This is a genomic window from Silvibacterium bohemicum (assembly GCF_001006305.1).
Taxonomy (GTDB): Bacteria; Acidobacteriota; Terriglobia; order Terriglobales; family Acidobacteriaceae; genus Silvibacterium; species Silvibacterium bohemicum.
On the sequence record NZ_LBHJ01000003.1, the window covers coordinates 1,135,774 to 1,151,104 of the forward strand.

Below are 15,331 nucleotides of genomic sequence, written 5' to 3' on the forward strand. Positions count from 1 at the left end.
GATCCTGTCGAGCCCCATCGGCCGTCCGCGTATCGACGGCACCCCCGTTGCTCATTGAGATTTATGTCGATAAAACCAGCCATAACTTTGATCTCTCGCTTTGTCGACCATCATGATAGGTTGGGAGGATCGCATATGTCCTGCTCCTCATCCAAGCCCTCAAAGCGTCCACACAATAAGAAGCGGCAAGCTCTTCCACGCGCTACAACGATACTTGCGAGCGTGCTCATCTTGGCTCCGTCGCTTACCGGTTCTTTGGCGAACGCGCAGCAGGGTCCCTCCGCTATATCTCCATCTAGTTCTTCTGTATCTGTAGTCCAGCCCGGCGCACCGGGCCAGCCCACCAAACGGCTTCCCTCTTCGACAACCGGAATCGTCCCGCAGCTCTCGAAAGCCGACGTCGATTTCATGCAGGGTATGGTCATGCATCACGGTCAGGCCGTGGAGATGACAGCGCTGATTCCCTCGCATACAGAGAACAAAGCCGTGCGTTCGATCGGTGAACGCATCAGCATCTCGCAAACCGACGAAATGAAGTTCATGCGCCGCTGGCTGGCAGCGCGCGGCCAATCCACTTCGATGGAAATGGCGAACATGCCAGGTATGGACATGCCGATGATGCCTGGGATGCTTACGCCCGCGCAGATGGACGCCCTGCGCCACGCTACGGGCGCTGAGTTCGATCACCTCTTCCTCACCGGAATGATGCAGCACCACGGTGGCGCGCTGGTGATGGTGAAAGATCTGTTCGACGCCCCGGGCGCAGGACAGGATGCCGACCTCTTCGATTTCGCTACGGACGTCGACAATACACAGCGGGCAGAAATCAAGATCATGCAAAACATGCTTAAGGAGAAAGAATGAACGAATTGCAGCGTGTTACTTTCCGGCTGGCCAGTGTGGCCATGGCCGCAGTTGTCTTATGTTCTGGAGTGAGCCGGGCGTACGCCCAGGCTTCCGCGCCCGCAACCGCCGCCCCCGCGCCTGCGAAGGCCGGCGATGAAGAGTCGAATCCGTTTGCGCCGGCACCCGCTCCTAAGCTCCCGCCTGGAATGACAGGGTCTGACGTGAACGATCCCCGCTATAAGCTCTCGCCCGGTCTCTATAACGCTGGCGAAACTTCGATGGGCATGAAGCATCTCCTGCTTCTCAAGAAGCCTGCTGCATTTCAGCTTGGCGCCACCGATCCCAACGATCCTAAGGTGCAGAAGATGATTGGCCAGCTCGGCATGAGCAGCATGTTCAAGACGCCAAAGTCGCTGGACCTGATGATTGCCCAGCTCGCCTTCTCGAACTCCGATTTCGCATTCCAGGGCAACCACCTGTTCCAGGGCAACTTCTACGGCGTCAACATCTATGACATCTCCAACCCGTCCAAAACATCGTTGCTCACTTCGATGGTCTGCCCCGGCGGCCAGGGCGATCTCTCGGTGTACGGCAATCTCATGTTCATGTCGGTCGAGATGCCGAACGGACGCCTCGATTGCGGAACGCAGGGTTTTGCGCCGATGCCTCCGCCGGAGCCCGGCCACGAGAATGAGCATCGCCGTCCGGCTGCAGATGCCGACCGTTTTCGCGGTGTGAGAATTTTCGACATTTCGGATATCAAGAACCCCAAGCAAGTGGCTGCGGTGCAAACCTGCCGCGGATCGCACACCCATACGCTAGTGCTCGATCCTAACGACAAGGACAACGTCTACATCTATGTTTCCGGCACGTCCTTCGTCCGCCAGAACGAAGAGCTTGCAGGCTGCTCGAATGACGCTCCGGATAAGGATCCGAATACTTCGCTCTTCCGCATCGATGTAATCAAGGTTCCCGTGGCTGCACCGCAGGATGCCAAGATTGTCTCCAACCCACGCATCTTCATCGATCCGCGCACCGGCGCTCTCAACGGCCTGAACAATGGCGGAAGCCACGGCAAGGGCGAAGAAAAACCGGCCGACACCAACCACTGCCATGACATCACGGTCTACTCGGAGGTCGGCCTCGCCGCAGGCGCCTGCTCCGGCAATGGCATTCTGCTCGACATCAAGGACCCCGTGCATCCCAAGCGTGTGGATGCCGTCAACGACGTCAACTACTCCTACTGGCACTCGGCTTCGTTCTCCAACGACGGAACGAAAGTCGTCTTCACCGACGAGTGGGGCGGCGGCCTCGGCGCACGCTGCCGTCCGAACGATCCCAACAAGTGGGGCGCGGACGCTATCTTCCATCTGCAGGATGACAAGCTGAGCCTCGCCGGCTACTACAAGCTGCCCGCTGCGCAAGGCGATACCGAGAACTGCGTAGCGCATAACGGCTCGCTCATCCCCGTCCCCGGCCGCGACATCGAAGTACAGGCCTGGTATCAGGGCGGCGTGTCCATCATGGACTTCACCGATCCCGCGCATCCCTTCGAGATTGGCTATTTCGATCGCGGACCCATCGATGCCAAGACACTCGTCCTCGGCGGCGACTGGTCGGCGTATTGGTACAACGGATACATCTACGGCTCGGAAATCGCTCGCGGCCTCGACGTCTTCAAGCTCACGCCGAGCAAGTACCTCACGCAGAATGAAATCGACGCAGCCAGTGCAGTCCACGTCGATGAGTTGAACGTGCAGAACCAGCAGAAAATCGTCTGGCCTGCGAAGCTGATCGTGGCCAAAGCCTACCTCGATCAGCTTGCCCGTTCCCAGGCGCTTCCCGCTGACCGCATCGCCGCACTCAACAAGGCGATCAGCCGCACCGAGAAGTCGCATCTGGATCAGAAGAACCTCGCCAAGCTGAACCAGCTGGCTCCCGCAGTCGAGAGTGACGCCTCATCGGCCAAGAGCCCGGCCGACGCCAAGCGTCTGCAAGCCCTCGCCGACATCCTCAAGCATCCAGCAGCATAACCGCTCACCCAGACAGACAAAAGCCCCGCACGCGAGCGCTCGCAGCGGGGCTTTTGATTTACGCATAGAAGCGCAAAGTTCATCCGAACGCTGGAGACGATCGACCTGCGAAAAACGTTCTTATTCCGTAAGCGATCCGCTCCCGAAGGTCATTCGAACCGCGCAGGCCATCCAAACTCCGAAGCCAATCCCAACCACACAGCCCATCCTTACTTGGGAGGGATCCCGGGACTTTAGTCCGGGGAATAAGCCAAAACCAAGCAGGGCTTCAGTCCCGGGCCGTACTCCATGCTTGACAACCCGCACCAGCGCTGGAAAACTAACCGCATCCGCACCGCGGATTAACTAGCATCAAACTTGCTTCACCCGCGTCGCTGAAGTTTGGACAAGCTACTGAACTACGGGCCGAATCGCTCCCCGCTCGGCTGATCTCAATCTCCGGCCATGGGTTAGCCTAGGTGCTCTTGCCCGATTTCGCTGTCCGTAACGGAATTCTTCGCAGCCTCTCCAACTGCCTTCTCGCAGCTGTTTTCGCGTTCCCCGTTTTCGCATTCCCCGTCCTCGCGCAGCAGAAGATCGAACCCTCCCCGCTCTCGCCCTACCTCGATCCAACTCCAACAATCACGCGCGTCTTCACCACCGCAGGCGAATTCACCGACACGCTGAAGCCTCAATCCGTCGCGTCCTATTCCATTTCCCTCAACGCAGGCGATGTCGCCTCTCTGCGTCTCCTGCAAACGACAGGCGAGGTTGGAGCCCTCTGGCTCGATCCCGCCCGCCAGCCGCACAGCATCCGCCGCAATGACTCCGGAAGGAACTCCGCAATCCCCTTCACGCTCATCGCCGCCGGCTCTCAAGAGATCCGCGTGCGCTGCCTCTCGACGTCAACCGATTGCACGCTAACCCTCAGCGCCCAGACGCCCAGGCCAGCCAGCGCGTCTGACACCACCCGCGGGAACGCGGAAGATGAGCTGGCCGAAGGCGACCAGCTGCGCCGCAAAGCCACCGCCGAATCGCGCGCCGCTGCTTCTCCCGTCCTGGACCAGGCGCTCGCGTCCGCAAAAGAAATTCAGGATGGACCTCTGATCCGGCGCGCGCTCTATCTCAAGGCCCGTCTCGCGTATGAAACACGGCAGTTCGCGCAAGCCCGCGACCTGATGCTCCAGGCCGTCGCCATGCCCGAATCTCCGGACGACATCGCCGGCACTGCCGTGTGCTGGAAGATGCTCGGCTATAGCTACGCCTCCATGGGCGAGTTGGATCGCGGACTCTCCTCCTATGCCGAGGCGCGAAAGTTCTACGCCCGCAACAAGGACGCCCTCAATCAGGAGATCCTCAACGAAAACTCCGCGCGCGCGCACCGCATTCTGGGAGAAAACGGCCTTGCGCTGGAAGAGCTGACTGCGGCCCTCGAAGAGGCGCGCTCCATCCACGACGAACGCGGCCTCGTGGCCTCGCTCGAAGAGCTGGGCAACATTCACCTCTCGCGCGGAGATCTGCAGGAGGCCCTCGACGCTTACCGTCAGGCGATTCAATCTCCGGAAATCGAAAAAAATCCCACCACCCACGCCCACGTCTTGAACGGCCTCGGGAATATCTATACCGAGCTGGGAGAATACGCGTGGGCGCAAGCCGCGTTCGACCAGTCGGTAGCTTTATGGCGACAGATCAAGGACCCCATGGGCGAGGCCTATGCTCTCGACGGCGAAGCCTTTCTCGCCTACTCGCAGGCCGATTACCCGCAGTCCTTCAAGATGCATCTGGCCGCACTCGATCTCCTCACCGGCACCGACCTCGAACGCGAACGCGCCAGCATTCTCGAAGAGCTGGGGGAGAGCTACGAAGCCGCCGGACAAAAATCCAACGCAGTCGAGGCGTTATCGAAAGCCCTAGCTCTCGCGCAGAAGCTCAACCTCCGCTCCATCGAAGCCGCCTGCCTGCGCAGCCTTGGAGAGATCGCACTCGCTGCCGGCGATACAGATGCCGCACAAAAACAATTCGAGCAATCGGATAAACTCGACGCCACCACGTTAGACAAGCGGGAGCAGGCGCATCTCATGGCCGATCGCGCACGCCTCGAGCGAATGCTCGGGCATCTCGAGCAGGCCCGCACCGACATCGAATCCGCAGTCAGCACCATCGAATCCAGCCGCACCGGCATTCGCAGTGCCGAATCGCGCACCTCGTACTTCGACAACCAACGCGACTATTATGACTTCTACATCAGCCTGCTTATGCAGATGGACCGGCTGCATCCGGGCCAGAGCTATGCCGCGTCGGCCTTCAACATCAGCGAGCGTGCCCGCGCACGCTCTCTTCTCGATACCCTCCACGAAAGCGGCGTCGAGACCGATCGCGGAGTAGCTCCCGCATTCATCGGGCGCGAACGCGAGCTCTCCAACCAGATCGAAGCCAAGCTGCAACAGTTGACCGATGCCGAAGAGAAAGATGCTCCGGCCATCCGCACCCAGCTCCTCTCGTTAGGAGGCGAATACGACGCGGTAGAAAACGAGATTCGCTCCCAGGGCTCGGGATATGGCGCGCTCGTTCGCGGCAAAACCATCTTCGCCGGCGATCTCGGCCAGCATCTGCTCGACCCGAACGCCGTTCTGCTCGAGTACTGGCTCGGTGAAAAGGAAAGCTATCTCTGGGCCATCACTTCCACATCGACAACCACTTACCGCCTACCTTCGTTATCCGCGCTGCAGACCCAATCCTCTGCCCTGTACGCAGCGCTCACGGCACGCAACACTGCAGTACCGAATGAAACCGCCGAAACCCGCCAGCTGCGCATCCAGAAAGCCGAGCAAGCTTCAGAGCGGGATGGGATCGCACTCGAACGGCTCCTGCTTCAACCCGGCGCGCAAACACTCCATCAGCACACCAGCGTCGTCATCGTCGCCGAAGGGCCGCTCTCGTCGTTGCCCTTTCAAGCGCTCCCCTTCGACGGAAAGCCGCTGATCGAAACCCATCAGGTCGTCTATCTGCCGTCCGCTTCCCTGCTCCCGGAGCTGCGCCGCAACCAGAACCGCTCGCCTCATCCGGTGCTGGCCGTCTTCGCCGATCCCGTCTTCAGTCCTGACGACCCCCGAGTGGATAAGGCATTAGAGAAAGGTCTCGATAACTCAGCTCGCACACCAGCATCTCCCATAAACAGCGACGCCCTCACCCGCTCATCCAGCGATCTCGGCCTCGATCAGTTCCCGCGCCTCTCCTACTCCCGCGAAGAGGCCCAGGCCATCGGGCAACTGTTACCCGAGCGGGACCGCAAGATCGCTCTCGATTTCGACGCCAACCGCGATGCCGTGCTGAATACCGATTGGAGCCGCTACACCATCGTGCACTTCTCCACGCACGCGCTCGTCGACGACGTCCACCCCGACCTCTCCGGCATCGTCCTGTCTCTCATGAACCCATCCGGCCAGCAGATCGATGGATTCCTGCGCGTCCACGACATCTACAAGCTGCACATGCCCGCCGACCTCGTCGTACTAAGCGCGTGCCGCACTGCCCTGGGAAAAAAAACGCGCGGAGAAGGCGTCATCGGCCTCTCACGCGCGTTTTCTTATGCGGGCAGCCACAAAGTCCTGGCCACGCTCTGGAACGTCAACGACCGTGCCACAGCCGCTCTGATGGAGAACTTCTACGAAGGCTTACTCAAGCAGGGACTCTCCCCGGCCGCCGCCCTGGCTCGTGCGCAGCGCACTCTGGCGCATAGCAAAAATTGGCATTCGCCTTACTTCTGGGCGCCCTTCATCCTGCTCGGCGATTGGCAGCAATAGAGCATTTTCCTATGGTGTCCAGCGAACATTCACAACTTACTCGAAACTGTCATTCTGACGACGAAAGGGAGGAAGAATCCTGACAAGGTGGGCGAACCCATGAACGCTTGGCTTTCCCACTCGCGCGAAAGGTTAACTCAACGCATCCTCGATCCCCTGCGAGGCCCCCGCACAAACTTGACCATGCCGACCGCATGATGAATCATCGAACTTTGACACTCCTAGTATTGGCGAAGCGAAGGAATCGAGCGTGGAAACAATCAATCCCCACGAAAATCAGCCCCAGGACACGCAGGAGCAGGAAGACCGGCGGCTGGCGCGGGGCTCGATTTTAGGCACGCTCTCCGAAGACGACCTGTTGGAGTTCGACCGCCGCTTCATCGGCACCTCCAACTTTGTGGACGTCGTACAGGAGGTCGTCTCCGATCTGATCGACGCCTACGCCGCTGACGAACTGAGTCTGGAAGAACGCGAAGCCATTCGCCAATGGGCTCTTCGCCATCCTGACAACACGCTGCGCCTGCGCTCCGCAATCGCCCTGCGCCAGGTCATGCAGACATCGCATTTCACGTTGGAGAGTAAGCGCCGCAGGAGTTTTCTTCCCCGCCTCTCGCCGCCCTTCTCGTTCTTTCAAACAAGCCTCGCCGCAGCGGCGGCCTGTCTCCTGTTTCTGACCGTGATCGCCATCTTTCGCCCCTTCGATCACCGCATCAGCCAGCCCGCGCAAGCCACGCTGCAAACCAAAGCTGCCGCACCTTCTGTAACCACAGCCGCAGCAGGACAAACTCTGCCCGCTCCTTCTGTAACCGCAACCGATACAAAGCCGAAACACGCAAACGCCGGGCCCGTCTTCACCGCAATGCTCCTGGCGGACGAAAGCCGCGACCAGCACGCAGTCCAAACCATCACTATCCCCACGGGCGCGAAGGAAATGAAGCTCCAGCTGACCAGCGAAACCGACATCCCACCCGGCCGCTACTCCGCGGTGCTCACTTCCGCCAAAGGAAAAACGCTGTGGCAAAAACCCAGCCTCACCCATGCCGGAAGCCCATTTCTGACCGTTCAGCTGCCCGCAGAGTTGCTGCCATTAGGAGCGTACGTCTTAACCCTGCGTTCCGCTAGCCAGGATGAATCGTTGAGCTTTCGATTCCAAGTTGTATTGTCATCCTGAGCGAGCAGAGCGAGTCGAAGGACCTGCAGTGTGCTCGCCCAATCACCATCACGAAAGTCCCCGTGCAACTACCTCGCCATTTCAGCTGCACGCTCTTTTCAGATAAAAGAGAAGAATGAGTTCCTCTGCATCGAAGCCATCCCTCTACACGTTAGCCGGAGAACAATTCCAGCGGCGATGGCTGGACCTGCAGCAATGGGACATGGCGAAGACCAAGCTCAACCTCAGCCGCCTGGCTAGCCTCAACGAAAAGTCCCGCAAGCCCGTCCGCGCAAACGGCCCCATCGTCTCGTTAACCACCTACGGACGCCGCATCCAGACCGTTCATCTCACCATCGAGTCCATCGCCGCGGGAACACTGCGCCCTTCGCGCATGATCCTCTGGCTCGACGACGAGCCGGCCCTCCGCAATCTCCCCGTCGGCCTCAAACGTCTCCAGGACCGCGGCCTCGAAATCCTTCTCAGTGAAAACTTCGGACCCCACACCAAATATTTCCCTTATCTGCAATCGACCAACACATTCGACAAACCACTCGTCACCGCCGATGACGACACCGTCTACGCCGCCTCCTGGTTGCAGGGCCTGGCCCGCGGATATGCCACGAACCCCGCAGTGGTGAGCTGTTATCGCGCACACGAGATCAGGTTCTCAGGCGAGCAGCTCGCGCCCTACGCCACATGGGGACGCTGCCGCACCGATCGACCCGAATACCGCAACTTCGGAACCGGCGTCTCCGGCTGCCTCTACCCTCCGGCCTTTCTGAGCACGCTCAAAGCCATGGGCAGGCAATTCGAGCAGGTCTGCCCCAAGGCGGACGATCTATGGCTGCACGTCAATGCCATTCGCGCTGGCTACAAGATCAGACAGGTCCATCCCTGGCAGATCAACTATCCAGTTCTCCCCGATACGCAAGATATGGGCCTCGCTGTCTCCAACGTGCACGCCGCACAAAATGACACGCAGATTCAAGCGACATATACAGCGCAGGATCTCGCCCTGCTCCGCTCCTAAGCTCAGTTTGAGCCTCAGTTCGCGGGTCTCCTAAGAGCAGCCTCACGCCGCAGATCGAAGACCAGTGTAGTGAAAGCGCCGCCCGATTTCCCCGGCGAGAAGTAGCGATAGCTCCCGATCGGCGCGCTGCAGAATCGCCCCGTCATCTTCGGAGAGTCTTTGCCCGCCTTCGCCGGCTCGGACGTCACATAGCAGCCGTTATCCAGCTTGGCATTGGTGCTCACGTAGTAGCGGATGTCATAGTCGCGCAGCACCTGGTTCAAATCCCTCTGCGTGCGCAAAACCTTCAGGTACTGCGCATCCATCATCAGGCCTTCCAACTGCATGACAGGCTCGTGCATGAGATATCCAGGCGCGCCCGCCCTGTCCCCTATCGCATAATTCCCGGGATGGCTCTGAGAAAACTCCGCGAGCCATTTGCCCGTCGCGTAAACGCCGTAGCTGCCCTGCTTCGCAACCCCACCCGGCTCTGGAACCTGCGTCAGCAGCTTCGCCGCAATCGCCGTATTCAGCAGCAGCACCATCGCAACTGCCAGCGCGGCAAAAACTCGCTTGCCCGGCCATCGGAAGAGAAACATGAACGAGAAAATCGGGAAGACGAAGATGTAGTCGTACCAGGACCAGCCACCATTCGGCCAGTCGGTAAGACAGGAAAGAAGAAAGATATAGAAGAAAGGAAACGCCGTGAGGCCGAAGAAGAGGAATCGCTTCGGCGAACGATTGCCCAACGCTGGAACCACAAGCAGCATCAGCACGCAAATCGCAGCGATCGTTCCCGGCACGCTCAATTCAATATGGATGCGCTCGGTGAGAGGAAAGAAGAAGGACTTGATGCTGGAGAGCGATGGCCAATGGTGCCAGCGAAGCTGCTTCGCCTTTCCCGAGACCGGCGTAGCGCTATGAAAGATCCAGATGTTCAAGGCGAGATAGACAACCACCAGCCATGAGCCAAGCGTGTAGATGCCGCCGCGCTCCACCCATTGCCTGAGCGTGAAGCGCTGTCCCAGCCCATCCAGCACGAACACCAGAAGAATCAGGAATGCAGCGTCCAGTCTGGATAAAACCACCAGGCTCCCCAGCAGCGCCCAAACGACAACTTGCGCATTGGTCCATTGAAACTCGGGCCGCAGCCGATACCAGATCCACAGCAACACCAGCGGCAGGGTCAGGATCACTTCCATCCCCGTGCTCGCCAAAACCACCGAGAAGGTGGCAAGCAGCACCGCACCAGACAAGCTCTTGATCCAGTCCTGCTCCATGCGCAGGCAAAGGTACGAGAACCAATACACGCACAGCACGCTCAACACTGAGATGGCTTGCAACAGATAGAACCCGCCCGACGGCGCAATCTTGAACGCGCCCACCATCACCACCATCCACAGCGGATGATAGCCGTTGGTCAGATGAATGCCGTCGAAGGTGGAGACGCCATGTGCGGCGATATTCTGGGCGACCTTCAGGTAATAGAAGAAATCGTCTTCGTAAAAAGCGAGAAAATCGCCGCCGAAGCGAAACCTGAAAAATAACGCCACGGTGGATACGATCGCCACGTAGATGGCCCCGCACCACTTCCCTGCCCGCTCATTCAAAATCCCGTTCCACCTTTGCTTTTGTTAATTTGTAACTGTTATCGAACACTATTAAGAACGGATCACCGCATCCGGCGGAACTTCGGAGGAAACCTGAATCGGTTGCGAAGCCTGGCGCAGATCGTTGCCCATGATCCGGATGTTGTGCGACTCCGCGCCCGAGATATGCGCATAGACAGCCGTGCCTGCCGGCGCAGTGTTCTGGTGAATCACCGCCGACTGCACGTTATTCAGGCTCATAAACGGCTCCTGCGGGCTGCTCGCGCTGCCCGAAACACCCGTCATGTTAAGCGCCTGCACGTCGTCGCAAATCAGCATGGGACGCGGATCGTGCGCCGACGACCGGATCGCCACATTCTGTAGCTGCAAGCCCTTCACATGGCGGACAAAGAGCCCATACGACGACAGGCGGCCCATCATGACCGCGCCCGGATAGCCATTTGTCTTCTCGGGAACATCCGCGTGCGCCCACTCTTCCTTGCCTGGCTCGTCCGTCGAGATCTGAATATTGCTCAGGCTGATCTGCTCGATCATCGCTCCCGGGCTTCCTGTAATCGTCGATGTCAGGCTGGCTCCTGTTGCTTTGATCCCGGAGATGTGAATGTTCCGCAGACTGCCTTCCGCCGGTCGTGGATTGTGCCCATTCTGTCCCTGCAATCGAACGAAAATCGGCGTACGGACATTGCTCATCGTAATGTTCGACACCGTCACCCCATCGACATAAGCGTGTTCGCTCATCTCGATATCGATGCCCGCGATCACCCTCTCGTTCAGTGGCACATCCCCGCTGTACACTTCGCAGTCCTTGAAGACGATATTTTCAAATGCCGCCGGTCCCTCGTTGCCCAGCTTCAGCCCATTGCAGCAGGTGCGCAGCTTGCAATTTGTAACCGTTACGTTGCGGCATACGGTATTTGTGCCGTACTGGTTGTAGCTCTTCACGCAGATGGCGTCATCGCCGGTAACGATGTCGCAGTTATTGATCAGCACATCCTGGCAGCACGAAGGATCGATGCCGTCGGAGTTCGAGGCGTCGATCGGATTGCGAATCTTCACGCCCTCGATCGTCACCGAATTGCAGCCCACCGGCCGCAGCGTCCATCCCGCCGCATTCTGCAGCGTAACGTTCTCCACGCGCAGATTGTTGCAGTACACCAATTCGACCATCGGAGAGATGCGGACCGTGCGCGCCCTCTCGAACGCGATCACATCCTTCCACAGATCCTCGGGCTTGGGCTGCGGTCTGCCCGTCATCGCCAGAAATGCCGAAGAATGCCCGTCGATCACGCCCGGCCCGCGAATAGTCAGGTTATCGGCCCGGTAAGCAAAGATCAGATGCTTTCCCCCCTGCGCGCCATGTAGCGCGGCAATCTCCGGAGGCAGCGTGTAATCATCGGCATTCGTGCTTCCCAGAATCGTCGCGCCGGCCTGCATTTCAAAGGTGATGTTGCCGCGCAACACCAGCGTGCCCGTAACATAGGTGCCAGCCGGGATGAGAACCGTTCCGCCACCCGCCGCAGCACAGCTATCGATAGCCTGCTGCAGTGCAGCCGTGTCTTTGGTCTGCCCGTCTCCCTTGGCCCCAAACGAGCGCGGATTCACCGTATGCCCCGCACGCTGCGCAAAACTCCGCGCAGGAGAAAGCAGCGACTCAGCGGCAAGTGCCGCTCCTGCGGCGGTGCGCTTCAACATGGTCCGGCGATCGATCAGCGACTGTTTCTCTTCCATATCTCCCTTGTGCGCCTGAGCGTAGATCCTCAGGGAAGCTGGCCCTGTTGTACGAATCGTTGAATGGCAAAGATCGATCCATCATCGGTCAAATGCGAGACATCGAACTGCAGCGGTTCATCGCCGTTTACATACTCCACGCACCGCCCCGCATGACAAAGCGTTCGATAGTACGAGAGGTACCGGACGTGCCATTGGCTATCCGCCAGCTGCTGCATCTTGTCGTCGAGCTGCCGAAAAGCCGTCAACTGATGACGCGCCGGAATCGATGGATCGTTCTTCGATAGAGCGGAGATAAGCAGTCCGGGCAATGCCGTATCGTACTCGACGATGGGACCGAAGAGCGTTACCGGAATATTATTTTGCTGTGCCCATGCGATGGTCTGCGTAAGCTGCGGAAGATCCTGAGGCTCCCACCGCGCCGCCAGCAGCAATTGGTCGACGTGATGCGACGGTAGGTAGGACGAATAAATAAAATCGATCAATTGCGTGCAGGAAGAGTGTTCCGTATTACGCAGCACCGGACGGCAGCCCGAGGCCGTGGCCTGCATCACGTTCACATCCGGCAATACGTGCGCCAGCCCATACCAGAGCTGCGCGGCATGGCTGTCTCCGATTAAAAGATAGTTCTTCTTGCCGCTTACCGCACTCAAACAGACCGATGGATTGTACTTCCCATAGGCATAGTGCGTGCTGATGAAACAGGTCCCTTCGCGATAGCCGGATTTGTAATCGAGATAGGCGCCAATGCGCGTAACCTGCGGCGAAAAGCGTGACGTAAAACCATGCGCCCACAGTGTGCTCCCCGCTGCAATCGCAATACACGCGACCGCAGCCGCAGCCGCGCCGAACAGCGGCGCACCGGAAAGCTTCAGCTTGCCACCGCGGAACGGGAGCTCGATCCATCTCCACGAGAGGTATCCCGCGATGAGCGATGCGATCACGCCCACCAACTGAATGCTGCGCACCGATCCGGTGCCCACCAGGATGTGCCCGAGGCCCTGAAACACGATGATGGGCCAATGCCACAGATAGAGCGAATAGGAGATGAGCCCGAGGAAGACCATCGGCCTGGTGGAGAGAAGCCGTCCCACCATCGAGGTACCCGCCTGCCCGGCGGCAATGATGGCCGCAGCTCCCAGGCACGGAGCAAGCGCGCTGAAGCCCGGAAACGGCGTCAGCAGCGTATAGGTCACGCCCGCAAAGAAAATGAGCAGCAAACCGATTGCCGATGCAGCCTCGCGCAGCCAGCGATGCGTCAGCTGCGGCAAAATCTGCATGGAGAGGATCGTCCCCAGCAGCAGCTCCCAGGCCCGATACTGCGCCAGATAGAAGGCACTCGACGGAGCGCGAGACGTCTGTACAACGCTTGCGACGAATGTAACCACGGCAAGCACAATTACCAAGCTCTGTAGCCGGCGAGGAAAAACCCTGCGCACAAAATAAAGCAACAGTGGAAAGAGCAGATAAAACTGCTCCTCCACGCCCAGTGACCACGTATGCAGCAGAGGCTTCGACGCGGCAGGCGCATCGAAGTATCCCGTTTGCGTCCAGAAATAGACATTCGAGACGGAGAAGATGGCAGCCAGCAGAGACCGCGCGAAATCTTCCATCTCGGTCGGCAGCAGAAATCGCCACGCCAGGAGGCTGGTCGCCAGAATCACGCCCACCAGCGCCGGCAGGATGCGTCGAATGCGCCGTTCGTAAAACCCGGTGAGAGAAAATTTGCCCGACTGGATCTGCGACAGGATGATGGAGCTGATCAGGAATCCGGAAATCACGAAAAAGACATCGACACCGACGAAACCGCCGCTGAACAGGTGGATTCGCGAGTGGCACGCGACCACCAGCAGCACCGCGACCGCTCGCAACCCATCGATGTCCGCCCGATATGTGAGTTTTTGCATCCGTGTCGTTTCTGGTTTGCTATGCACGGTAGCGGTGGATGATTCCATATTTTCTTGAAGCCTCGCAGTGAGAATGCGGCCGGCTAGCCGCGCCTACACCGCTATAGTTTTTCTGCGCCTGGGCGCGTAAGCAGCAATCACTTCGTCGTAGATCTCTTCCAGCCGCCGCGTCTGCACCCGCACGTCGAAGTTCTCACGGACCCATTGCATTCCCAACTCGTGCGCGCTCTCCCATGCCTGCTCGTGCCGCAGATACGTATTGAGATTGGCGGCCAGAGTCTGGTAGTCGTATTCGTCAGCCAGCAGGCCCGTCTTCCCGTCGAGCATGGTCTCGGTAATGCCGCCATGGCGATAACTCACCACCGGTAGTCCCATCGCCTGAGCCTCGGTAAACACATTGCCGAAAGCCTCGCTCATGCCGTCTTCCAAAGTCACGCTCGGCCCGCAGAAGACACGCGCCCGCTCCAGCCACGAACGCACCACGCCTGCCGGCTTCTCTCCAAGAAATTCAGTCGGAACCTGCAGCTCCGCCGCCAGCGCCTCCAGATGCGCTCGAAATTCGCCGTCGCCGATCACCGCCAGCCGCGCCTCAGGATTCGTCCGCCGAACAATCTGCATCGCGCGCAGCAGCTGATCGCCGCCCTTGTACTTCACCAGCCGTCCCACATACAGCACCAGGTTGCGATCCCGCTCCGGTACCGGCTCCGACCGCGTGAAGCGGCTCATCTCAATGCCCGTGTAATGCACGCGGAGCTTGTCTTCGGGAAAACCCGCCTCGATCGCCTTCCTGCGAATGAACTCCGAGACGCAGAGAAACAAAGATGCACGCTGCCACAGCTGCTCCCGCCAGCGCAGATAAGGCCGCTGAAACAGCTTGCTGCGCAGCACATCATCGGAGTGCATCTCCGCGCCGCCGCGCAGATGCAGAATCATCGGAATATCGAGAGCCTTCGCAATCGAAACAGCCGATCCCGCACTCTCCGCGAAGTGCGCATGAAGAATGTCGGGATTCGTCTTTGCGATGCGCCGATGGAAGGCCGGGGACGCACCCGTCCAGCGATACGCCTCGCGCCTCACACGCGAGCGAAGGCTGCGGTCTGAAGTAAGTAGGATGGGCGCGGAGTTCAGCGGATAGTTCTTTTCGGCAGGAATCAAGCCGGCATACTGCGGCGAGAAGGTGGTCAAAGCATCGACCACAACCGGGATAAAGGTTTGGGTCGAGGGCAGCATCCGCTCCGCAAAAACGAGTACTCTCTTCAAGGC

Annotated in this window: 9 protein-coding genes; 5 read left to right on the plus strand and 4 right to left on the minus strand. The window is 59.2% G+C overall.

Features of this window, described 5'->3' with window-relative positions; genetic code table 11:
• Positions 1-222: 222 nt before the first annotated feature.
• The 5 genes from XX99_RS10305 to XX99_RS10325 all read left to right on the plus strand — a co-directional run bounded on the left by XX99_RS10305 (position 223) and on the right by XX99_RS10325 (position 8,844).
• Positions 223-864 (plus strand): DUF305 domain-containing protein, encoded by a 642-nt coding sequence (locus XX99_RS10305; protein WP_231581233.1) that lies wholly within the window; start codon positions 223-225, stop codon positions 862-864.
• The gene (locus XX99_RS10310) at positions 861-2,879 is read left to right on the plus strand and encodes an LVIVD repeat-containing protein (protein WP_050059238.1); all 2,019 of its coding nucleotides are present in this window, start codon (positions 861-863) and stop codon (positions 2,877-2,879) included. Before XX99_RS10305 ends, XX99_RS10310 begins: the two co-directional genes overlap by 4 nt.
• A 464-nt stretch (positions 2,880-3,343) precedes the next feature.
• The gene (locus tag XX99_RS10315) at positions 3,344-6,661 is read left to right on the plus strand and encodes a CHAT domain-containing tetratricopeptide repeat protein (protein WP_156185908.1); all 3,318 of its coding nucleotides are present in this window, start codon (positions 3,344-3,346) and stop codon (positions 6,659-6,661) included.
• Between the two features lie 250 nt (positions 6,662-6,911).
• Positions 6,912-7,832 (plus strand): hypothetical protein, encoded by a 921-nt coding sequence (locus tag XX99_RS10320; protein ID WP_050059240.1) that lies wholly within the window; start codon positions 6,912-6,914, stop codon positions 7,830-7,832.
• Positions 7,833-7,947: 115 nt separating this feature from the next.
• On the plus strand, positions 7,948-8,844 hold the full coding sequence (locus tag XX99_RS10325; protein WP_082125440.1) for a hypothetical protein: 897 nt from the start codon (positions 7,948-7,950) through the stop codon (positions 8,842-8,844).
• Positions 8,845-8,858: 14 nt separating this feature from the next.
• Here the strand turns inward: XX99_RS10325 and XX99_RS10330 are convergent, their stop codons facing one another.
• From XX99_RS10330 to XX99_RS10345, 4 genes are all read right to left on the minus strand, one after another.
• Positions 8,859-10,433, minus strand: a complete 1,575-nt coding sequence (locus tag XX99_RS10330) for a hypothetical protein (protein WP_156185909.1) — start codon at positions 10,431-10,433, stop codon at positions 8,859-8,861.
• Between the two features lie 51 nt (positions 10,434-10,484).
• Positions 10,485-12,161 (minus strand): glycoside hydrolase family 28 protein, encoded by a 1,677-nt coding sequence (locus tag XX99_RS10335; RefSeq protein WP_050059242.1) that lies wholly within the window; start codon positions 12,159-12,161, stop codon positions 10,485-10,487.
• Between the two features lie 29 nt (positions 12,162-12,190).
• Entirely contained in the window at positions 12,191-14,068 is a 1,878-nt protein-coding gene (locus XX99_RS10340) for an acyltransferase family protein (RefSeq protein ID WP_050059243.1), read from the minus strand.
• A 93-nt stretch (positions 14,069-14,161) separates the two neighbouring features.
• On the minus strand, positions 14,162-15,328 hold the full coding sequence (locus tag XX99_RS10345) for a glycosyltransferase (RefSeq protein ID WP_156185910.1): 1,167 nt from the start codon (positions 15,326-15,328) through the stop codon (positions 14,162-14,164).
• Positions 15,329-15,331 lie beyond the last annotated feature (3 nt).